Genomic DNA, 21,767 nt, shown 5'->3' on the forward strand with positions numbered 1-21,767 from the left:
CTCCTTGGTGGATGGGTGACAGGAAAGGATGAAGAAGTCAGGCGCTCAGCGGCTGGCTGCCGCCAGGGCATGTTCGAGGTCGGCGCGCAGGTCGTCGATGTGCTCGATGCCGATGGACAGGCGCACCGTGTCCTCGGTGACGCCGGCGCGGGCCAGTTCGTCGGGCGAGAGCTGGCGGTGCGTGGTCGAGGCCGGATGCGTGGCCAGCGAGCGCACGTCGCCGATGTTCACGAGCCGGGTGAAGAGCTGCAGTGCATCGAGGAAGCGTTCGCCCCCCGCGCGCCCGCCCTGGATGCCGAAGGTGAGCACGCCGCTCGCACGGCCGCCCAGGTACTTCTGCGCCAGCGCATGGTCGGGGTGGTCCTCCAGCGCGGCGTAGTTGACCCACTGCACGGCCGGATGCGCCTTCAGGTACTGCGCCACGGCCAGCGCATTGCTGCTGATGCGGTCCAGCCGCAGGGCCAGCGTCTCGATGCCCTGCAGGATCTGGAAGGCGTTGAAGGGCGAGATGGCCGCGCCCGTGTTGCGCAGCGGCACCACGCGCGCCCGGCCGATGTAGGCCGCGGGGCCCAGGGCCTCGGTGTAGATCACGCCGTGATAGCTCGGGTCGGGCTCGTTCAGCCGGCGGAAGCGCTGCTTGTGCTCGACCCACGGAAACTTGCCCGAGTCGACGATGGCCCCGCCGATGCTGGTGCCGTGGCCGCCCAGGTACTTGGTGAGTGAATGCACCACGATGTCGGCGCCATGCTCGATAGGCCGGCTGAGATAGGGCGAAGGCACCGTGTTGTCCACGATCAGCGGCACGCCATGGCGGTGGGCGATGGCGGCCACGGCGGCGATGTCCGTCACGTTGCCGGCCGGGTTGCCCAGCGACTCCACGAAGACGGCCTTGGTGCGCTCGTCGATCAGCGCCTCGAAGCTGCCCGGGTCGCGGTGGTCCGCGAAGCGCGTGGTGATGCCGAACTGCGGCAACGTGTGGGCGAACAGGTTGTACGTGCCGCCGTAGAGCGCCGTGCTGCTGACGATGTTGTCGCCAGCCTCGGCGATGGTCTGGATGGCATAGGTGACGGCCGCCTGGCCCGAGGCCAGGGCCAGGGCCGCGATGCCGCCTTCGAGGGCGGCCACGCGCTGTTCCAGCACGTCCTGCGTCGGGTTGTTGATGCGGGTGTAGATGTTGCCCGGCACCTTCAGGTCGAACAGGTCAGCGCCATGCTGGGCCGAGTCGAAGGCATAGGCCACCGTCTGGTAGATGGGCGGCGCCACGGCATGCGTCGTGGGGTCGGGCCGGTAGCCGGCGTGGACCGACAGGGTTTCGAACTTCCAGTCCTTGGCTTGGGTCATGGCGGGTCTCCGTGGAAAAAGGATCAGATGGCCCAGCGCAACGCATGGGCGGGCGTCTGCGCCAGCGGGTCGTTGGCGGCGGGCGGCTGCGACTCGTCAGCGGGCTTCTGCAGCACGCGGTCGAGGATGCGTTTCTCCAGCGCGGCGAAGGCGGCCTCGCCCTGGGCGCGCGGGCGCGGCAGGTCGACGCGCACGTCCAGCGCGATGCGGCCGTCCTCGATCAGGATCACGCGGTCGGCCAGGGCCACGGCCTCCTGCACGTCGTGCGTGACCAGCAGCGCGGTGAAGCGGTGGCGCTGCCACAGGCGCTCGATCAGGCGGTGCATCTCGATGCGCGTGAGCGCGTCGAGCGCACCCAGTGGCTCGTCGAGCAGCAACAGCCGCGGGTGATGCACCAGCGCACGCGCGAGGGCGACGCGCTGGCGCTGGCCGCCCGACAGGCGCGCGGGCCATTCGTCGGCCCGCTCGGCCAGCCCCACCTGGGCCAGCACTTCGCGGCCCCGCTCGTGCGCGCCGGCGGGCAGGCCCAGCGTCACGTTGTCGAGCACACGCTTCCAGGGCAGCAGCCGCGCCTCCTGGAACATGATGCGGGTGTCGTCATGCAGTCCGCGGATCGGCCGGCCGTCGATGCCGAGCTGGCCCGAACTGAGCGACTCCAGCCCTGCCACCAGGCGCAGCAGCGTGCTCTTGCCGCAGCCGCTGCGGCCGACGATGGCCACGAACTCGCCCGGCGCCACATGCAGTTGCAACTGGTGCAGCACCTCACGCTCGCCGTAGCGCTTGCCCAGGCCCTGCGCGTCCAATGCCACGCCAGCCGGGGCGGTGACGGCCTCTTCCCGATTCGGTACAGCGCTCACGACGCGGCTCCCGGTTTGAACAGGTCGACGTCCAGCGCATCGACGCGCCGCGGCAGCAGCTTCTCGGCCAGGAAGGCATCGGCGATGCGCTGCTGTTCGGCCAGGCGCTCGCGGGTGACGGCGCGCACGGCATAGCTGCGGCGGCCGTTGGCCTGCTCGACCACCGCGGCATCCAGGCCCCAGAAGGGCGCGAGCAGGGCCGCAGCCTCCTTGGGCTGGGCCTTGACCCAGCGGCCGGTCTTCTCCAGTTCGGCGTACAGCACCGACAACGCCTCCGGCCGTGCCCGTGCGAAGCGCGTGCTGGCGAGGTAGTAACGCTGGTAGGAGGCCAGGCCGGTGCCATCGGCCAGCACGCGCGCCCCCGACTGGATCTGCGCGGCAGAGAGGAACGGGTCCCACACCACCCAGGCATCGATGGCGCCGCGCTCGAAGGCCGCTCGGCCATCGGCCGGCGTGAGGTAGGCCGGCTCGATGTCCTTGAAGCCCAGGCCGGCCTTGGCCAGCGCCGCCAGCAGCAGGTAGTGCACGCCGGCCGCCTTGGCAAAGCCGACCCGCTTGCCGCGCAGGTCGGCCACCGTGCGCAACGGCGAATCGCTGCGCACCACGATGGCCTGGGCGGCGGGCGACGGCGCCTCCTGCGCCAGGAAAGTGAGTTGAGCCCCGGCGGCCTGCGCGAAGACAGGCACCGTATCGGCCACATCGGCGCTCACGTCCACGTTGTCGAGGTTCAGCGCCTCCAGCAGCGGCAGTCCGCTGGTGAACTCATGCCAGGTGGGCTTGAGCCCCAGCGGCGCGAAGGCCCGCTCCAGCGTGCCCTGAAGCCGAAGCACGGCGATGAGGGTGGAGGACTTCTGGTAGCCGATGCGCACGGCCTGCGGCGCGGCGCCGCCCTGCGCGAGCGCGGGACCGGCGGCTAGAGCGCCGAGGAGGCTCAAGGCGGTGCGGCGTTGAATGAAGAGATCAGAGTTCATGAAGAGGGTGCAACAGCAAGAGATCTATCGCCGGCCCGGCGTGCCATCAAAGGACGCCGAAGGCCGCGGAGCCGGCCAGGCGGGAGCGCCCGCGGAACTGGCTCTGCCAGGCCGCCAGGCGCGCCCCCCCGCAGGGGGGTGGGCGAAGCGCGAACCGCACAGCCTGGGGGGAGTTCACTGATACCCCGGGTGCCAGCGCAGCCACCACCGCTCCAATCCCCGCGCTAAAAGATCAGCCAGCTTGCCCAGCAGCGCATAGAGCAGGATGCCCACCAGCACCACGTCCGTCTGCAGGAACTCCCGCGCGTTCATCGTGAGGTAGCCGATGCCGGCCTGCGCCGAGATGGTCTCGGCCACGATCAGGATCACCCACATCAGCCCCAGCGAGAAGCGCAGCCCCACCAGGATGGACGACAGCGCCCCCGGCAGGATCACCTGCCGGTACAGCTGCCAGCGCGACAGGCCATAGGTGCGGCCCATCTCGATCAGCTGCGGATCGACATTGCGGATGCCGTGGAAGGTGTTGAGGTAGATCGGAAAGAACACCGCCACGCTGATGAGGAACAGCTTGGCCGATTCGTCGATGCCGAACCACAGGATCACCAGCGGAATGAGCGCCAGCGCCGGAATGTTGCGCACCATCTGGATGGTGGAGTCGAGCAGCGTCTCGAAGAAGCGCACCGAGCCCGTGAGCAGGCCCAGCGCCAGCCCCAGCCCGCCACCGACGGCCAGTCCCGCCAGCGCGCGGCCGGCGCTCACCTTCACATGGGTCCACAGCTCGCCCGAGACGGAGAGCTGCCAGGCAGCGCGCAGCACGTCCACGGGCGCTGGAAGTACGCGCGAGGAGAGCCACCCCAGCGACGAGGCCGCCTGCCACAGCACCACCAGCAGCACGGGCACGACCCAGGGCAGCAGGCGCTGGCCGAGGCCGGCGAGAAAGATGCGAAGACCGCCGGGCCCGGCGGACGGCGACAGCACGGGAGGTGCCGGCAATGCTTGTGCTTGTTGGGTCATGGGCGTCTTTCTGCTCAGCCCTGCGCACGCAGCCGCGAGGGCGCATCGACATTGGCGACCACCTCGCCCAATGGCCCGCCGGCCCGTGCGCCCTCCCCCACGCGGGCCTGCACATCGCGCGGCAGCAGCGGGAACACCAGCTCGGCGAAGCGATAGGCCTCCTCAAGGTGCGGATAGCCCGAGAAGATGAAGGCATCGATGCCCAAGTCGGCGTACTCGCGGATGCGCGCGGCCACCTGCTGCGGATTGCCCACCAGCGCGGTGCCTGCGCCACTGCGCACCAGGCCCACGCCCGCCCACAGGTTGGGGCTGATCTCCAGGGCCTCGCGGCTGCGGTTGGCGCCGCGGCCATGCAGCGCGGCCATGCGGCGCTGGCCTTCGGAGTCCATGCGGCCCAGCGCCTCCTGCGCCTTGGCGATGGTGGCGTCGTCCACGCGGCTGATCAGTGCATCGGCGGCACGCCAGGCCTCGTCCTCGGTCTCCCGCACGATCACGTGCAGGCGGATGCCGAACTCGACCTGGCGGCCGTGACGTTCGGCCCGCGCCCGCACATCGGCCAGCTTGCGCGCCACCTCCGCGGGCGGTTCGCCCCAGCTGAGGTAGCGCTCGACCTGCTCGGCGGCGAGTTCATGCGCCGCCTCGGACGAGCCGCCGAACCATACCGGCGGATGCGGCCGCTGCACGGGCGGAAACACCAGTCGAGCCCCCTTGACCTGCACATAGCGACCATCGAAGTCGAAGGCCTCGCCCCCATGGCTGCGTGCCACGATCTCGCGCCACACGCGGATGAATTCGGCCGACTGCCCATAGCGCTCGGCATGGTCCAGGAAGACGCCGTCGGCCTCCAGCTCGGCCCGGTCGCCGCCGGTGACCAGATTGATCAGAAGGCGCCCGCCGCTCAGGCGGTCGAAGGTCGCGGCCATGCGCGCGGCCAGCGAGGGCTGGTGCAACCCCGGACGCACCGCCACCAGGAACTTGAGCTGGCGCGTGGCGCCGATCAGGCTCGACGCGACCACCCACGGGTCTTCGCAGGAGCGGCCAGTGGGAATCAGCACGCCTTCATAACCGAGCGAATCGGCCGCGCCCGCAATCTGCTGCAGGTAGGCGAGATCGACCCGCCGCGCGCCCTCGGTGCTGCCGAGATAGCGGCTGTCGCCATGGGTGGGAAGGAACCAGAACAGCTGGAGGCTCATGGGAGGAAGTCGGTGATGGGTCGTGGGCACACAGACGGACGAGGCGGCGCCCGTCACCAGGAATGCGCGAGCAAGGCCGCGGGCACGAGCCGCACGCGCCGGGGCTTGCCGGCGCCCGCAGCGCTGCGCAGACGCTGGAGTGCATTCAGCGCGCCGGGCCTGGCACCCGCGACAGGCCCCCGGGCCGTCTGTGCGTCGGCCAGGCGTACGCCCCAGGCCAGGGCGGTGACGCCAATGATGCGAAGGGCGGTCTGCGAGAGCGCGCGATGGCGGTCTTGCAACAGGGGATGGATCGGCTCGGCGTCGGTGCGCCGCAGGGCAGGAAGGCTCATGGCGATCTCGTCGTTGGATGGCGTGCGACAGCCCAGGCCGCCAGCGGCAGCCATCGCACGAGAGCAATGGGAGGGGAAGAAAGGCAGGACGGCGACGGCGCCGCCCGAGTGGCGTCACACGCTACATCGCACGCTGCTGAAGGCCACCGGCGCGAAGCCGCGCTGCGGCGGCAGGTTCAGCCCTTCGGCGGCCAGCGTCTGCACGGCCTCGGCCAGGCGTGCATCCAGCTCTTCCTGCAGGTGGTAGGCGCCCTCGGGCACCAGCGTCACCTGCGCATCGCTGGCATACACGCCGGGCAGGATGTGCCGGGCGCCCAGCGACTGCAGCACGGGCCGCAGCGCATAGTCGAGCGCCAGCATGTGATGGGGGCTTCCGCCCGTGGCGAGCGGCAGTACGGTCTTGCCCTTGAGGGCCGTCTGCGGCAACAGATCGAGAAAGACCTTCAACAGCCCGCTGTAGGCGGCCTTGTAGACAGGCGTGGCCACCACGATGGCCGGCGCCTCGGCCAGCGCGGCCACGGCGTGCGCGATCGCGGGCGCAGACGCATCGGCCGCCAGCAGCGATGCGGCGGGCAGGTCGCGCACCTGCAGCAGCCGCGCCTCCACATCGCGCTGCGCGAGCCGGTCGGCCACGGCAAGCAGCAAGGCGGTGGAACGGGAAGGTGCCGAAGGGCTGCCGGCGATGAGGAGGACGGGAGGCATGGGCATCGGGACCGTGGCACCCGCTGCGGGCGCGGTGTCATTGGTTGATCGTTGTGGTTGGCTGTCGATGCGTCGATTCTGGGCAGAGGCCTTGCTGCTGCAAACGACCGTGTTCTCAGGTCGACATGCGGAAAACGAGTAAGGGCGTCGGAAGACGGCGCGTTCCGCAGCGCACCCACGTGGCCTCCGACATCGCCCGTCAACTCCCAGGCTACGCGGCCTCGCCCCAAGCCCAGACGCAGTCCTGCTAAGCCGCCGACGCCGCTTCGGCCGGTGGGTTCGCCATGTGGCGGATCACGTCCATGAAGGCCAGCACCGGCGTGCCGGGCGGCTCGCCCTGCAGCGTGATCAGGCCGAAGTCGGGCATGCGGTTGGGGAGATCGGCGGCGATGCGCGTGAGCAGCCCACGCCGCACGTACTTGTCCACCAGGGCGGCGGGCTGCAGCGACAGCATCGTGGTGCTCTGCATCAACTCCAGGGCGAAGAGGAAGGACGGCGTCTCCACGATGCCCGAGGTGAGCGAGAGGCCCGTGCTGCTGAAGATGTCGTCCGACACCCGGCGCAGCGCCGTGGAGGGCGGATAGAGGATCCACGGCCAGTTCGACAGCTCCCTCAGCGAGGGCGCGTTCGGTCCGCGCAACGGATGGTGCACCCCTGCGGTGATCTGCAGCGTCTCGCCGCTCAGGTTCTCGTAGCGGAACTGGTCGCGATGGGCCTCGTCGGTGAAGCGGCCGATCATCACGTCGATCTTGCGTTCGGCCAGCCACACGATCAACTGGTCGCTGCTCTGTTCCAGCACCTTCACCACCAGCAGTGGCCGCAGGCGCTGCAGTTCGGCCACCGCCGCGATCAGCAGGTGTGCCGCGGAGCCCGAGATGGCGCCGATCGTCAGATGGCCATGGCCGCCCTGCTTCAGGGTGCTGAACTCGTCCACGAACCTGCGGTGGCCGTCCAGCGCGGAATGCGCATAACGCAGGGTGAACAGGCCCAGTTCATTCGGCTGCATGCCGCGTGGCAGGCGATCGAACAGTCGCGCCTCCAGCATCTCTTCGATGTCCACCAGCACCTTGGTGGCGGCCGGTTGTGTGATGTACATCTGCTCGGCCGTCAGCCGCAGATTGCGCGTCTTGCCAAGAATGTCGAGGAACTGCAAATGCCGGAAACGAAGACGAGAGACTTGCGCCAGCAGCGTGGATTTACCGGGCGTCGGGTCTGGACTCATCAGCATTTGGAATGGATGCTAGCGAAAAAGTCAGTGGACCGGCAGGTGGCCGTCACCTAGCCTTCGGGTGCGTCGAGTACGGCTCCACAGAGGGCCGGCGCATCGCGGCAAGGTCGCCGCGCCCCTGCATATTCCATTCTGGAGACATCATGAAGATCAGATCACTGGGCCTGGCGACTGTGCTGCTGGCCGCACTGGCCGGCTCTGCCTTTGCGCAGATCAAGGAGCACGTATTCAAGATCGGCACCGGCCTCAGCGAAGACCATCCACAGGCCCTGGCCCTCAAGCATTTCGCCGACCGGCTGGCGGCCAAGAGCGGCGGCAAGCTGACGGCGCGGGTCTACGCCAGCGGATCGCTGGGCAACGACCTCAGCATGACCTCAGCCCTGCGCGGCGGCACGCTGGAGATGACGATCCCCGACAGCTCCACGCTGGTGTCGCTGGTCAAGCCCTTCGGCGTGCTGAACCTGCCCATGACCTTCAACAACGAGAAGGAAGCCGACGCGGTGCTGGACGGCCCCTTCGGCCAGAAACTGCTGGCCAAGCTGCCAGAGAAGGGCCTGATTGGCCTGGGCTTCTGGGAGAACGGCTTCCGCCATGTCACCAACTCGCGCCGGCCGGTCCAGCGTGCCGAGGACCTGAGCGGCCTGAAGCTGCGCGTCATCCAGAGCCCCCTGTTCCTCGAAACCTTCAATGCACTGGGCGCCAATGCCACGCCCATGCCCTTCACCGAGCTGTACACGGCGATGGAGCAGGCGGCCGTCGATGGCCAGGAGAACCCGCCGGCCACCATCCTGGCCAGCAAGTTCTACGAAGTGCAGAAGCACCTGGTTCTGTCGCGGCACATGTACAGCGCCTGGGTTCTGCTGATGTCCAAGAAGACCTGGGACGGCCTGTCGCCCGAGGAGCAGAAGATCGTGCAGGACGCGGCGCAGGAAGCCACGCTGTATGAGCGCAAGACCATCCGCGCCTTCTCCGACACGGCCCTGGCCGACCTGAAGAAGGCCGGCATGCAGATCACCGAATTGCCGCCGGCCGAGCAGGCCAAGATGCGCAGCAAGCTGCAGCCGGTGCTGGCCAAGTTCAGCAAGGAATACGGCGAGGACACCACCGCCGAGATGAACGGCGAACTTGCCAAGGTGCGCGGCAGCACCACGGACAGCAAGTAAGTTCCTCGGGCAAGTCTGCCCCGCGGGAAGGAGGCGGCCATGCGGCCGCTTCCTTCGATCCTCCCCTTTCCGACGTCGACCGCCATGGACAACAGAGCTGGTCGCAGCTTTCGCTCGCGCGAATGGTTTGCAGACCCACATCGCTCCGACATGACGGCGCTCTATCTGGAGCGCTTCATGAACTACGGACTGACACCCGCCGAACTGCGTTCGGGCCGGCCCATCATCGGCATTGCGCAGACGGGCAGCGACCTGTCGCCGTGCAACCGCATCCACCTGGACCTGGCGCGCCGCGTGCGCGACGGCATCCGCGATGCGGGGGGCATTCCGATGGAGTTCCCCGTGCACCCCATCTTCGAGAACTGCCGCCGGCCCACCGCCGCACTCGACCGCAACCTGGCCTACCTGGGCCTGGTCGAGATCCTGTACGGCTATCCCATCGACGCCGTGGTGCTGACCACCGGCTGCGACAAGACCACGCCGGCGGGCATCATGGCCGCGAGCACCGTGGACATTCCGGCCATCGTGCTGTCGGGCGGCCCCATGCTCGACGGCTGGCATGGCGGCGAACTGGTGGGCTCGGGCACGGTGATCTGGCGCAGCCGCCGGCAACTCGCGGCGGGCGAGATCGATGAGGAGGAGTTCCTCCAGCGCGCCTGCAGCAGTGCGCCCTCGGCGGGGCACTGCAACACCATGGGGACGGCGTCGACGATGAATGCCGTCGCCGAGGCGCTCGGTCTTGCGCTGCCGGGCTGTGCCGCCATCCCGGCGCCCTACCGCGAACGCGGCCAGATGGCCTACGAGACCGGCCGGCGCATCGTGGGCATGGCCTTCGAGGACCTGCGGCCCTCACGCATCCTCAGCCGCGAGAGCTTCCTCAACGCCCTGTCGGTGGTCAGCTGCGCGGGCGGCTCCAGCAACGCACAGGTGCACATCATGGCCATGGCCCGCCACGCCGGCGTGGAGCTGCGGCCGCAGGACTGGACGGACCATGCCTACGACCTCCCGCTGCTGCTGGACATGCAGCCTGCCGGCAGGTTCCTGGGCGAGCGCTTCTTCCGAGCCGGCGGCGTGCCGGCGCTGATGTGGGAACTGCAGCAGGCCGGCCGCCTGCATGGCGACTGCGCCAGCGTGACGGGCAAGACCGTGGGCGAGAACGTCCAGGGCCGCGAAAGCACCGATCGCGAAGTCATCCGCCCCTTCGACGCACCGCTGATGGCCAAGGCGGGCTTCCTGGTGCTGAGCGGCAATCTCTTCGACTTCGGCATCATGAAGACCTCGGTCATCTCGCGCAGCTTCCGCGAGCGTTACCTGAGCCGGCCGGGCCACGAGGACGTGTTCGAGGCGCGTGCGGTGGTCTTCGATGGCGCCGATGACTACCACGCCCGCATCAACGATCCGGCGCTCGAGATCGACGAAGGCTGCATCCTGGTGATGCGGGGCGCCGGCCCCATCGGCTGGCCGGGCTCGGCGGAGGTGGTCAACATGCAGCCGCCCGATGCCCTGATCCAGCGCGGCATCCAGGCGCTGCCGACGCTCGGTGACGGACGCCAGTCCGGCACGGCCGACAGCCCCTCCATCCTGAACGTGTCGCCCGAAAGCGCCGTGGGCGGCGGCCTGCGCTGGCTCAGGACCGGCGATGTGATCCGTGTCGATCTCAATGCCCGCCGCTGCGACGCCCTGGTGTCCGACGAGGAGATCGCCCGGCGCCAGCACGAGCTGCCGGCGCCGCAGTTGCCGCCGAGCCAGTCCCCCTGGGAAGAGATGTACCGCCGCAACACCGGACAGCTGGTGGACGGCGCCACGCTGGACATGGCCCTGAAGTACCGGCGCATCGCCGAACGCACGCCGCGCCACAACCATTGATCACGCCCAAGGAAATCTGAATGACTGTGACAACGACGGCCCTGCCGGGGCGCAGCCCTGCCCTGCACCCCGTGCTGCCGATGGATGGCCTGGCCGGCACGCTCGTGGCCCGTGCATGGTGCGCCGGCACGCCGGCCGGCCCGGCCGTGGTGGCCCTGCGCCCCGACGGCGTGTTCGACCTGAGCCGCCACTTCGCCACCATGAGCACGCTGCTCGAAAGCGACCAGCCGGCACAGGCGGTGCGCTCGGCTGAAGGCGAATACCTGTGCAGCGTCGACGCGCTGCTCGACAACAGCCAAGCCGAAGGCCGGGACCCGGCCCTGCCCTGGCTGCTGGCGCCGTGCGACCTGCAGGTGGTCAAGGCCGCCGGCGTGACCTTCGCCGCCAGCATGATCGAGCGCGTGATCGAGGAGCAGGCCGGCGGCGACGCCAGCCGCGCGCTGGCACTGCGCGGCCAGGTCACGGCCTTGATCGGCACCGACCTGTCCGACATCCGCCCAGGCTCGGCCCAGGCGCAGGCATTGAAGCGCCTGCTGCAGCAGAAGAACCTGTGGTCGCAGTACCTGGAGGTGGGCATCGGGCCCGACGCGGAGGTCTTCACCAAGGCTCCGGTGCTGGCGTCGGTGGGCCATGGCCAGGCCATCGGCATCCGCCCCGAGTCGACCTGGAACAACCCCGAGCCCGAGGTGGTGCTGGCCGTCAACAGCCGCGGCGCCATCGTCGGGGCCGCGCTGGGCAACGACGTCAACCTGCGCGACATCGAAGGCCGCAGCGCGCTGTTGCTGGGCAAGGCCAAGGACAACAACGCGTCCTGCGCCATCGGCCCGTTCATCCGCCTCTTCGACGAGGGCTTCGGCCTGGACCAGCTGCGCAGCGAAACGGTGCACCTGGAGGTGAGCGGCGAGGACGGCTACCTGCTGCGCGGCATCAACACCATGGCCAGCATCAGCCGCGACCCGGAAGAGCTGGTGCACCAGACGACCGCCTGCCACCAGTACCCGGACGGCTTCATGCTGTTCATGGGCACGCTGTTCGCGCCGGTCGAAGACCGTGACGAGCCCGGCGGCGGCTTCACCCACAAGCTCGGTGACGTGGTAACCATCCACAGCCACTGGCTGGGCCGCCTGCAGAACCGGGTGACGCACTGCGAGGCGGCACCGCCCTGGCAGTTCGGTCTGCGCGCGCTGATCCGCAACCTGGCCGACCGCGGCCTGCTGCAAGGGGCGCGGCTGTGATGGCCGCGTCGCGTCCCGCCCGGAGTTGCGCATGATCGACACCACCATCGCGCGCTTCTGCCGCGCCATCGACATCCTGATCGCCGCCGCGCTCGCCCTCATGGTGGTGCTGGTGTTCGGCAACGTGGTCCTGCGCTACGTCCTCAACTCCGGCATCGCGGTCAGCGAGGAACTGTCGCGCTGGCTGTTCGTCTGGCTGTGCTTCCTGGGTGCCGTGGTCGCGCTGCGCGACGGGGCGCACCTGGGCACCGACATGCTGGTCTCGCGCCTCAGCGCCACGGGCAAGAAGGTCTGCCTGGTGCTGGGCCACCTGCTGATGCTCTACGTGACCTGGCTGTTCCTCACCGGCAGCTGGGTGCAGGCACGGCTGAACCTGGACATGGAGGCGCCGGTGACCGGCGCCCCGGTGGCCATCTTCTATGCCTCGGGCGTGGTCTTCTCCGTACTGGCCGGCCTGCTGCTCCTGCTGCAGCTGGCGCGGGTGCTGACCGGGCGCATCCGCGAGAGCGAGCTCGTGATGGTCAAGGAATCGGAAGAGCAGGCCGAGCTCGAGGCCCTGCAGGCCCAGCTTGCGCGCGACGACGCCGCCCACGACCTCTTCCAATCCCCTCACTCCGGCAGCAAGGCCGGCGGACAGCGCCCATGACCGTCTTCATCTTTCTCGCCAGCCTCGTCGGCGCGATGGCGCTGGGCATTCCCATCGCTTACGCGCTGCTCGCCAGCGGCGTCGCGCTGATGTGGCACCTGGACTTGTTCGATGCCCAGATCCTGGCGCAGAACTTCATCAACGGTGCCGACAGCTTCCCGCTGCTGGCCGTGCCCTTCTTCATGCTGGCCGGCGAGATCATGAACGTGGGCGGGCTGTCGCAGCGCATCGTCAACTTCGCGCTCGCGCTGGTCGGCCATGTCAAGGGCGGGCTCGGCTATGTCGTCGTGCTCGCCGGCTGCCTGCTGTCGGCGCTGTCCGGCTCGGCGGTGGCCGATGCCGCGGCGCTCACGGCCCTGCTGCTGCCGATGATGATCAAGGCCGGGCACAAGAGGGAGGTGTCGGGCGGCCTGATCGCCGCGGCCGGTGTCATCGGCCCCATCATCCCTCCGAGCATCGGCTTCGTCATCTTCGGCGTCACGGCCAACGTGTCGATCAGCAAGCTGTTCATTGCCGGCATCGTCCCCGGCATCCTGATCGGCGCCGGCCTGGCACTGACCTGGTGGTGGCTGGGCCGCAAGGAGACGCTGGTCCTGCCGCCGCGCAAATCGCGCGCCGAAATCTGGGCCGCCGCGCGCGAGTCGGTCTGGGCGCTGATGCTGCCGGTGTTCATCCTCGTGGGCCTGCGCATGGGTGTGTTCACACCCACCGAGGCGGCGGTGGTCGCCGCGGTCTATGCGCTCTTCGTGGGCAACGTGATCTACCGCGAACTGCCGCTGCGCGCGCTCTTCCACATCTTCGTCACGGCGGCACGCACCACGGCGGTGGTGATGTTCCTGGTGGCCGCTGCCATGGTGTCGGCCTGGCTCATCACGGTGGCCGACCTGCCGCAACAGGTGGTGGAGCTGCTGCGTCCGCTGCTGGGCAACCAGACGCTGCTGATGATCGCCATCATGGTTCTGGTCATGGTGGTGGGCACGGCGATGGACATGACGCCGACCATCCTCATCATGACGCCGGTCCTGATGCCGCTGATCAAGGCCGCCGGCATCGACCCCATCTACTTCGGGGTGCTCTTCATCATCAACAACGCCATCGGCCTGGTCACGCCCCCGGTCGGCACGATCCTCAACGTCGTCGCCGGCGTCGGCCGCATGAAGATGGACGAGGTGACCCGCGGCGTGATGCCCTTCATGGCCACGCAGTTCGCGGTGATGTTCCTGTTGGTCCTCTTTCCGCAGTTGGTGCTGGCACCGCTGCGCTGGTTCTATTGACGCGCTGAGTGCATCGACAACACGGGGAGAGATTCCTCTCCCAAATCAAAGGAGACAAGCATGCATCTGACCATCGGATCCCGTCCGGCCGCATCGCGGCCGGGCGCAAAGGCGCCTGACGCCGGGCCGCCCAGCAGGCGGCCTCGAACCGGCGGGCTCGCCGGAAGGACGAAGAGCCGCTCCGGAAGACTCGACGCCAGGCGCCTCCTGGTCGCTCTCGCGGCCGGCGTCGTGGTGACCCAGGGCGCCCTGGCGGCCGAGCGACCCACCGACCCCGCCAGCTGGCCGGCGCTCAAGGACGTCTACAAGAACTACTTCCTGATCGGCAGCACCAATCTCAGCGCCAGCTATTTCGGAACCAATGTGGTGCCGGGCGAGAACTCCACCGCTGCCATGACGCTGAAGCACTTCAACGCGGCGACGCCCAGCAACGCGATGAAGCCGGAGTTCTGGAATGGCGGGAGCAGCAATCCCACCCCGACGTTCCTCACCAATCTGACGTCCGGCATCAACGCCGACATCAGCGCGGCCAACGCGCGCGGCTTCAAGGTCACGGGGCATACCCTGCTCTGGCACAACCAGTCGGCCCAGTGGCCCGCGCCCAACGTCCTGACCTCGACGGGCGGATGGGAAACCCCGTGGGACTACACCACGGCGAAGACCAACCTGGAGTACTACATCCGGACCGTGGCCGGCCATTTCGATCAGGAGCCGTACAAGACCTACGCATGGGACGTGGTCAACGAAGCGTTCAAGGACAACCCCGACAACCCCGCCGACTGGCGCAATGCCCTGAGAACGGGGTACAGCCCCGAGGAGCGCCCGTCGCGCTGGGCCCAGGCCTACGCCAAGGGCGGCAAGAGCTGGGAGTACATGTATGACGCGTTCTTCCATGCGCGCCAGAACACGACGTCGATCCTGAACTACAACGACTTCAACGACAACGAGCGCGCCTCCAAGGCCACGGCCATCGCATCGATGGTCAAGGAGTTCAACCAGCGCTACGCGGCCGAATCGGCCGCGGGCAAGGGGCGCATCCTTCTGGATGCCAAGGGCAATCCCCGGCCGCTGGTCGACGTGATCGGCACGCAGGGTCACTGGGACATGCGGCTCAACATGGACGCCTTCGAGCGGACCATCAAGACCTATCTCGAAGCGGGGGTGAATGTCGACCTGACCGAGCTGGATCTCGCGCCCACGCTGGGCCTGGACAAGGGCCAGCGGATCCAGAACGGCCCCGAGATGGACGCGCTGTTCAAGGAACAGGGCATCCAGTACGCGAAGCTCTTCAGCCTGCTGAAGGAGTACGCCGCCGGTCCTGGCGGCCGCCACCCCGAATACAAGGGCGGCGTTCACCGCGTGACCTGGTGGGGCATGACGGACCCGGGCTATCACACCAACGGCTATCCGTGGTCCGCCGTCGGCCAGCCCAAGGAGGCGTACTGGGCCACGACCGACCCCGAGCAATACCTCATCGATGCCGGCCTGCCGCCCAACGGGGTCACCGCGACCTTCAGCTACGGCGGGGAAAGCTTCAAAGCCCGGACCTGGGGCGGCAAGAACGCGCAGGCGATGCTCGACATCAACGTGCCGGCCAGCACGAAGAACGTCGTGTTCACGCCGGCCAACGTCGCGCTTCCGGCAGGGTTCGCCGTCGAGAGCATGAAGTTCAACCCGCCCGACTGCGCGGTGAGCCCCGGCAAGCCCTGCCATGTGACGGTAACCGCGCGCGGCCCCGCGCCGGCCACCACGGCCGTGGAGAACACGGCGACCTTCGTCGTGTCCTTCGGCAAGATGACCGTCGGATGGATGGACGCGTACAACGCCCTGGAAGCCCCCCTGTCCTATGCCGACGTCCGCTTCAGCGACGGCGTGACGCCCTTCAGGCAGTACAAGACCTCCTATGGCAGCGACGGCATGGCGAGAGCATCCGGCGTCGTGGAAACGAAGCCGGTGCCCAAGCATGGGCGCACCACGCTCGTCCTGTCGCCGCAGGACGCCATCGCCGGACCGACGGGCCTGAAGCTGCAGAAGGACGCGTCCACGGAGAAGGCCTGGCGGCTCGTCACGCGATTCGAGCCCGGCCGGACCTACATGGTGGTGTCTGGCGAGTCCGACTTCAACGGGAAGATGCAGCCTGCGGCATTGACCAACAGGACCAAGCCCGCCACCGCGGCTTCGCCGGAGTCGCTGTCGCGCACGCCGGTCACCCTGCGGGGCGACATCCTCGTGCCGTCGCGCAGCGCGAATGCGTCCGACACCGAGCCGGCCCTGTCGCAGGACAACCTCAAGTTCGTCTTCGAGGAGGCGAAGAGCCCTGCCGCAGGCCCCTACGCGAGCCAGGAGGGGCACACCATGCAGAGCTTCATCCATGGCACCAACGTCTATCCGCAGATCGTCTTCCGGGGCAACGGAGCGACCGGCACCGTCGTGGCGGGCCGGAACTCGCTGATCACGCGCCAGACGAACGGGCAGGAGGGTTCGCAGATCGCCGAAAGGAGCCTGGACCAGGCGGTGTGGTTCAACACGCCCATCGACCCGGAAAGCGGCGAGATGAAGATGTTCCTCTACACCGAGAAGGACGGCGTCAAACAGCATTACGTCCTGAAGGACGTGGTCGATGGCGAGACGCCCAACCGCGACGCCGGCAACGCCATCAGTCAGCGGCAGGGCTCCGTCGGCGGCTTCGTCGCCGTGCAGGCGGAGAGCCCCAAGGAAGGCACGAGCGTCAAGCTCTATGCCTACGACGTCGCCGCCTATGCAGTCGAGGATGAGCCGACCACCCCGACCACCCCGACGACGCCGACGACACCGCCGAGCACGGAGCCCACGCAGCCGGTGATGCCGATCGCCTCGCCTTTCAGCAGGAAGGGGGGTGCGCTGGACCTGGGTGACCTCGCCCTGGTGCTGGCCGGCCTCGTCGCACTGGGGGTGGCTCGCCGCCGGCGCCGGACCTGACGCCGTCAGGCCCGGGCCTGCCGCAGGCGGCTCCACGCCGCCTGCAGCAGGCAGAGCAGCAGTGCGCAGAGCGCGCCGTACAGGTGCGCCTCGACCATCACCTCGCCGCCGATCCACGAGGGCTGCGCGTCGGAGTGCGGTGGGATGAGTTGCCAGCCCAGGCGCGCGACGACCACCGCCAGGCCGATCCAGGCCCAGCGATCGCCCTGCCAGGCACGCGGCGCCAGCACCCAGATGAACAAGCCATAGAGCACACCCGAGAGGCCCGCGTAGTTCGTGGCCCCGGGCGATGCGACCACCAGCAGGGCCCCCACGCCCAAGGCCAGCGCCACGATCGCGGCAGTCCACGCGCGCCAGCTGCGGGTGCCCGCCGCGAGCGCGGCGCACAGCGCCAGGCCGCCGGCATTCATCAGGCAGTGCGCCCAGCCCAGGTGCACCGCATGCGCAGACAGCAATCGCCAGGACTGTCCGTCGAGCACGCGCGCGCGCTCGTAGCGCAACGCTTCGTACACCGGCTCGCCGCCGGCCTGCAAGGCCAGCATCAGGCCTGCAAGAGCGGCGGGAACGAGCCAGTGGGCAGGGGACCGCAGGGGGGATGTCGCCGGGTGCGCGGCCCCTTCAGGGGTTCGAGGCATGGGCCATGGAGCGACACCAGGGGTGCGCAAGGAATGAGGGAAACCGGGTCACTGTAGCCTGCCAGCGGGCCCGCGCAAGCCATGGACAATCGCCCGCCATGCCCGGAGACAACCCCACCCCTCACCACGCGCCCCGCCCCATCCTCATCGCTGGCGGCGGCATCGGTGGCATGGCCACCGCGCTCACCCTCCATCAGATCGGCGTGCCGTGCATCGTCTTCGAGACCGTGCCCGAGCTTCAGCCCCTGGGCGTCGGCATCAACCTGCAGCCCAACGCCGTACGCGAGCTGCACGACCTGGGCTTCGGCAACGACGTGCTCGACACCATCGGCCTGCAGGCGCGCGAATGGGCGCTGGTGGGCCGCAACGGCAACGAGGTCTATGCCGAGCCGCGCGGTCTGGCCGCCGGCTACCGCTGGCCGCAGTACTCGGTGCATCGCGGACAGCTGCAGATGTTGCTGTTCGATGCCGTGCGCGCGCGACTGGGCGACGATGCCGTGCGCCTGGGCCAGCGCGTGACCGGCTATCGGCAGGACGCCGATGGCGTCACGGCCCTGATCGAGACACGCGACGGCAGGCGGGAGGAAGTGGCAGGCTCGCTGCTGATCGCGGCCGACGGCCTGCATTCGGCGGTGCGGGCGCAGATGCATCCCACGCAGCCGCCCATCCAGTGGGGCGGCGCCATCATGTGGCGCGGCACCACGCCGGGCGTGCCGGTGCGCACCGGCGCGTCATTCGTGGGCGTGGGCTCGCTCAAGCACCGGGTGGTGCTCTATCCCATCTCTCCGCCCGATCCGGCCACGGGGCTGGCCACCATCAACTGGATCGCCGAGATCACGGTCGACAACCAGGGCGGCTGGCCGCAGGGCGACTGGAACCGGCGCGTGCAGCTCGATGACTTCATCCACCACTTCGAAGGCTGGAACTACAGCTGGATCGACGTGCCCACCATGCTGCGTGGGGCCAAGGACGTCTTCGAGTACCCCATGATCGACCGCGACCCGGTGCCCACCTGGGTCGACGGCCGCGTCGCGCTGCTGGGCGATGCGGCGCATGTGATGTACCCCGTGGGCTCCAACGGCGCCAGCCAGGCCATCGTGGATGCGCGGGTGCTGGGCGCGCAGCTCATCGCCCATGGCGTGGGGCCGCAGGCGCTGCGGGCCTACGACGACAGGCTGTGCCAGGACATCTCGGCGCTGGTGCTGCGCAACCGCGGCGCCGGGCCGTTCGGCCTGCTGGGATTGGTGGACGAGCGCTGCGGCGGCGTGTTCGACCACATCGACGAGGTGCTGCCGCGCAAGGAACGCGAGGCCTTCATGGCGCGCTACAAGGCAGCCGCAGGCTTCGCCATAGAGACGCTCAACGCCGCGCCGCCGACCATCGCACCAGGGCAGCGCGTGGCGGCAAACTAGAGCGGACGTCAGCTGCCAACGCGCGGTTCGATCGATCCCTCGACGACCGGGCGTTGATGGCGATCGTGCCCCACATTTCGTCAGATCGCCTTCGCAGGCGGTGATGCGCCCCCTGTGCTCCTGCCTGCCCGCACCAGCCAGGATTCGACACTCGTCGCCGCAACGCGGGCAACGTACCAAGCAGTCCTGGGCAGTAACGGAAATGCCATGCGCCTTCATGTCCAGTGCCGTGATCACTTCGCCACCATGATCGATGGGGTCGCCCAGCCGGACCACTGCCCGGCCGCTTACGTCACGCATCACTGTCCTCTCGAAGGGGTGGCAACTCGGTCAAGTTGTCGAATGCCAGCGAGGCCGCTGCAATCGGCGTCCGGCCATTTGGCTGCTTTGGTGTAGCGCTGGCGGCGAAGTCAGCTCTTCTTCTTGGAGCCGAACATCCGCTCGATTTCCTCGGCCATGGGATCGGGGCCGACCCATTGCCACCAGGCGGGCTGTGTCACAACGCGGCCGGTATCAGGATCCTGCCCGTTCAGGACAGGGAACCATCCGTCATCGCCGAGGCTTTGGATGCGCCGCTGCACGGGAATAACAGTATTCAGTGCGTCGTCGGCGAAGAAGCCAAGCCAGCGGCCGTCCTTGGGAACCCGCTGGCCCGTCCTGGGCATGTCGCCGAACTTCTTCTGATCGCGCTCGCGCAGTTGCTCGGAAGTGAGGTAGTCGCGGCGGATTTCTAGGCGCACCATCTCCCGCGCTGTGTACGGGTCCTGGTCTCGCGGTTTGGTGTAGTCCAGCACCGCCTTCACTATGTAAGGTGCATAGGGCGGATTCAGGATGTCGTATTCGAAGAACGCAGGCTGGTGCACGATACCTAGCTGCATGATCACTTCGGGGGGATAGAGGTTGCCTCCATCCTGAAGCCATCCTGGCGCAACCTTGAGTCTCAGTAGTTGCTCCAGACGCTCGCGGTCAAGGTCCATCGGCGGACTGAACTCGATCTGGAAGTGATAGGGCTCCACCTTGCCCTGCTCGTCGGTCGTGCCGAGCATGTAGATGCTGGTCCATTGATTGAGAAAGCATGCATTGAAGGCGAAGTTGGTCCCGCCCCGGTATGCTTGGCCACTCACGATGGCTGGCTTTTTGCGCTTGATCGGGACCAGCCGCGACAACATCTCGAACGGTGCGTCCCCTCGAATCACCTTCATCGCCGCCGCAACGAATTCGACCAGCCGTTCCCGCTGCATGTCGTCATAGCGGAAGTTGTCGTAGACGGCTTGGGCGGCGCGCAGTTCTGCCTCGGTGGCTGCACGCCGTTGGGCCTTCTCATCGGGTGTCATGACTTTCCTTTTCTCCTGAGGGTCGACCAGCCGCAGTGGTTGCGATGTCGAACAGTCTTGTGCAAAAGCCGGGCTGAGGCAGAGCAGCGCCAGGAGCGCCGTTCCACAGATGCTTGACCACCTCCTCGCAAGCGAAGCTGTCCTCCTCCCAGGGTCGCATGCGATAGCCGAGGCTGCCCGGCTCTGCCGTAGCCATCTGGTCCACATCGATGGGCTTGCCGCCCAACCCCACGTCTTGAAGCAATTCATAGGCGGCCTTTCTTGCCAAGGGAATCTCGGTTCGCAGGACGTCGGGCAGGTAGCCCGGTCGGTCCGGCTTCTTCTTGTTCGCGCTGTCGAAGTAGCAGAGCAACTGGTAGTACATAGCAATGACCATGCGATGCAGGCCCACCAGCGCGCTGGGTTCGTTGGGGAGTGGGGTCTTCGCTGCCAAGGCGTGATACTTCGGCGGCATCAAAATGGCCCAGATGAGCTGGATGTTGGGCAGATGCACGTAGTCGAACGGATGCTGCTGCACCAGGGCCGACATCCAGAAGTACTGCTGCGCGTGTCGGGCCTCGTGGTAGATCGTGCTGGCGAATTCGCGCACGGCATCGCCGACGTCATCGCCGTCCTTCGCGGCTTTGAGGATCGAAAGAATCCCACCCTTGTAGCCTACGAGCAGCCACTTCTGCGGGAGCATGACGCCCTTGAGATCCAGGTTGTCGAAGTCTGTGAGGCCCAGTGCCTGAGCCTCCTTGTCGGTCGGTATCGCGATGCGTGGCATCGCATCCGCAGGCAGTCCGAATGCTCCCTTGGCGAGGGCCTTCGGCAGTTCAGCCTGGAATAGCGTCTGAACGAACTCCATGTTCCCTTCGTCCAGTGGCCATTTCCCGCCCCGCCAGGAAATCCTCATCAACACCGGCTTCACCGCCTCCACATACGCCCGGGCCACCGGATAGTCCCCCTGCCCCGAGGCCCCCTTGGGCTCATGCTGGCGCATCCCCCAGTTGTTCGGATCGCAGCTCGCATACACCGGCGCCTTGCTCTGGCCGGTGGCCTCGTCCGCATTGGGCTTGAGCCCCTTGCCACCGACCGCCTGGACCTTGCGCTCGCGCTTCTCGGACACGGGCGCATAGTCCTGGTCGGCTGGCGTGTACACCGTGGGCGCATAGCGGGCCAGCACGCCGTCCTCGCTGTGTCGCAGCAGCTCGACGCTGGCGACCTGGGGCACCATGCTGCGCGCCACGTCGGTCTCGCCCGCGTCGTTGGTCACGCCTTCCACCGTGCGGCCGCCGCCGAAGACGATGCGGTATTTCTGTTGCGCCAGCCGCAGGCCGCTGGCATGTTCGAGCAGCACGAACTGCTCCTCGAAGTGGCGCTGCGTCGCGGCTTTCCCCGGCATGGAGTCGGCCACGTCCCGTCGGGGCGGGGGTGCGCCGTGGTGCTGGTCGACGCTCAACGGCCCCATCTGCACATGCGAGGCCGCATGCTCCACCCAGGTGCCGGACGTGCCGTGGGTGATGCCGGCATTGCTCCATTCGGTGAAGCTGCCGCCGCCGTTGACCGTCACGCTCACCGGGGCCGAGATGACGATGCTGCCGGTGGTGCTGCGGATGGTCACGCC

At 68.1% G+C, this 21,767-nt stretch carries 18 protein-coding genes and 1 pseudogene; 7 read left to right on the forward strand and 12 right to left on the reverse strand.

Features of this window, described 5'->3' with window-relative positions:
- Nucleotides 1-45 precede the first annotated feature (45 nt).
- From ABIC63_RS18815 to ABIC63_RS18850, 8 genes are all read right to left on the reverse strand, one after another.
- On the reverse strand, nucleotides 46-1,341 hold the full coding sequence (locus tag ABIC63_RS18815) for an O-acetylhomoserine aminocarboxypropyltransferase/cysteine synthase family protein (protein WP_354320917.1): 1,296 nt from the start codon (nucleotides 1,339-1,341) through the stop codon (nucleotides 46-48).
- A gap of 23 nt (nucleotides 1,342-1,364) precedes the next feature.
- Nucleotides 1,365-2,198, reverse strand: coding sequence for an ATP-binding cassette domain-containing protein (locus tag ABIC63_RS18820; protein WP_354320918.1), 834 nt, complete (start codon nucleotides 2,196-2,198; stop codon nucleotides 1,365-1,367).
- Nucleotides 2,195-3,169 (reverse strand): aliphatic sulfonate ABC transporter substrate-binding protein, encoded by a 975-nt coding sequence (locus tag ABIC63_RS18825; protein ID WP_354320920.1) that lies wholly within the window; start codon nucleotides 3,167-3,169, stop codon nucleotides 2,195-2,197. Before ABIC63_RS18825 ends, ABIC63_RS18820 begins: the two co-directional genes overlap by 4 nt.
- A gap of 174 nt (nucleotides 3,170-3,343) precedes the next feature.
- A complete protein-coding gene (ssuC, locus tag ABIC63_RS18830; RefSeq protein WP_354320921.1) occupies nucleotides 3,344-4,183 on the reverse strand; it encodes an aliphatic sulfonate ABC transporter permease SsuC in 840 nt (279 codons plus the stop codon).
- Nucleotides 4,184-4,197: 14 nt separating this feature from the next.
- Nucleotides 4,198-5,376: an FMNH2-dependent alkanesulfonate monooxygenase gene (ssuD, locus tag ABIC63_RS18835; RefSeq protein ID WP_354320923.1), complete on the reverse strand. Its 1,179-nt coding sequence runs from the start codon at nucleotides 5,374-5,376 to the stop codon at nucleotides 4,198-4,200.
- Between the two features lie 53 nt (nucleotides 5,377-5,429).
- Entirely contained in the window at nucleotides 5,430-5,708 is a 279-nt protein-coding gene (locus tag ABIC63_RS18840) for a hypothetical protein (RefSeq protein WP_354320924.1), read from the reverse strand.
- Between the two features lie 114 nt (nucleotides 5,709-5,822).
- Entirely contained in the window at nucleotides 5,823-6,410 is a 588-nt protein-coding gene (gene ssuE, locus ABIC63_RS18845; RefSeq protein WP_354320925.1) for an NADPH-dependent FMN reductase, read from the reverse strand.
- A gap of 247 nt (nucleotides 6,411-6,657) precedes the next feature.
- Entirely contained in the window at nucleotides 6,658-7,632 is a 975-nt protein-coding gene (locus tag ABIC63_RS18850) for a LysR family transcriptional regulator (RefSeq protein ID WP_354320926.1), read from the reverse strand.
- A 149-nt stretch (nucleotides 7,633-7,781) separates the two neighbouring features.
- Between ABIC63_RS18850 and ABIC63_RS18855 the strand changes: the two genes are divergently transcribed.
- The 6 genes from ABIC63_RS18855 to ABIC63_RS18880 all read left to right on the forward strand — a co-directional run bounded on the left by ABIC63_RS18855 (nucleotide 7,782) and on the right by ABIC63_RS18880 (nucleotide 16,780).
- Complete coding sequence (locus ABIC63_RS18855) at nucleotides 7,782-8,801, forward strand: TRAP transporter substrate-binding protein (protein WP_294374188.1); 1,020 nt, start codon at nucleotides 7,782-7,784, stop codon at nucleotides 8,799-8,801.
- 84 nt (nucleotides 8,802-8,885) lie between these two features.
- The gene (locus ABIC63_RS18860) at nucleotides 8,886-10,667 is read left to right on the forward strand and encodes an IlvD/Edd family dehydratase (RefSeq protein ID WP_234195143.1); all 1,782 of its coding nucleotides are present in this window, start codon (nucleotides 8,886-8,888) and stop codon (nucleotides 10,665-10,667) included.
- A gap of 20 nt (nucleotides 10,668-10,687) precedes the next feature.
- On the forward strand, nucleotides 10,688-11,902 hold the full coding sequence (locus ABIC63_RS18865) for a fumarylacetoacetate hydrolase family protein (protein ID WP_354320927.1): 1,215 nt from the start codon (nucleotides 10,688-10,690) through the stop codon (nucleotides 11,900-11,902).
- Nucleotides 11,903-11,933: 31 nt separating this feature from the next.
- Entirely contained in the window at nucleotides 11,934-12,548 is a 615-nt protein-coding gene (locus ABIC63_RS18870) for a TRAP transporter small permease (RefSeq protein ID WP_294374179.1), read from the forward strand.
- Nucleotides 12,545-13,822, forward strand: coding sequence for a TRAP transporter large permease subunit (locus ABIC63_RS18875; protein ID WP_354320928.1), 1,278 nt, complete (start codon nucleotides 12,545-12,547; stop codon nucleotides 13,820-13,822). Before ABIC63_RS18870 ends, ABIC63_RS18875 begins: the two co-directional genes overlap by 4 nt.
- Nucleotides 13,823-14,056: 234 nt before the next feature.
- Nucleotides 14,057-16,780, forward strand: coding sequence for an endo-1,4-beta-xylanase (locus ABIC63_RS18880; protein ID WP_354320929.1), 2,724 nt, complete (start codon nucleotides 14,057-14,059; stop codon nucleotides 16,778-16,780).
- Nucleotides 16,781-16,785: 5 nt separating this feature from the next.
- Here ABIC63_RS18880 and rrtA read toward each other — a convergent pair whose 3' ends face one another.
- Entirely contained in the window at nucleotides 16,786-17,322 is a 537-nt protein-coding gene (gene rrtA / locus ABIC63_RS18885; protein ID WP_354320930.1) for a rhombosortase, read from the reverse strand.
- Between the two features lie 191 nt (nucleotides 17,323-17,513).
- On the opposite strand from rrtA, the gene ABIC63_RS18890 reads away from it, so the two are divergent.
- Nucleotides 17,514-18,827 (forward strand): flavin-dependent oxidoreductase, encoded by a 1,314-nt coding sequence (locus ABIC63_RS18890; RefSeq protein WP_354320931.1) that lies wholly within the window; start codon nucleotides 17,514-17,516, stop codon nucleotides 18,825-18,827.
- Between the two features lie 75 nt (nucleotides 18,828-18,902).
- Here ABIC63_RS18890 and ABIC63_RS18895 read toward each other — a convergent pair.
- The 3 genes and pseudogenes from ABIC63_RS18895 to ABIC63_RS18905 form a co-directional block, all read right to left on the reverse strand.
- Nucleotides 18,903-19,127, reverse strand: a pseudogene (locus ABIC63_RS18895) (PAAR domain-containing protein); the annotation flags it as partial.
- A gap of 110 nt (nucleotides 19,128-19,237) precedes the next feature.
- Nucleotides 19,238-20,161, reverse strand: a complete 924-nt coding sequence (locus ABIC63_RS18900; protein ID WP_354320932.1) for a hypothetical protein — start codon at nucleotides 20,159-20,161, stop codon at nucleotides 19,238-19,240.
- A partial coding sequence (locus ABIC63_RS18905; protein ID WP_354320933.1) for a DUF2345 domain-containing protein occupies nucleotides 20,148-21,767 on the reverse strand: 1,620 nt, incomplete at its 5' end. The genes ABIC63_RS18905 and ABIC63_RS18900, both read right to left, overlap by 14 nt.

Origin of the sequence: Pseudacidovorax sp. 1753 (assembly GCF_040544975.1) — a bacterium.
Lineage (GTDB): Bacteria > Pseudomonadota > Gammaproteobacteria > Burkholderiales > Burkholderiaceae_C > Xenophilus.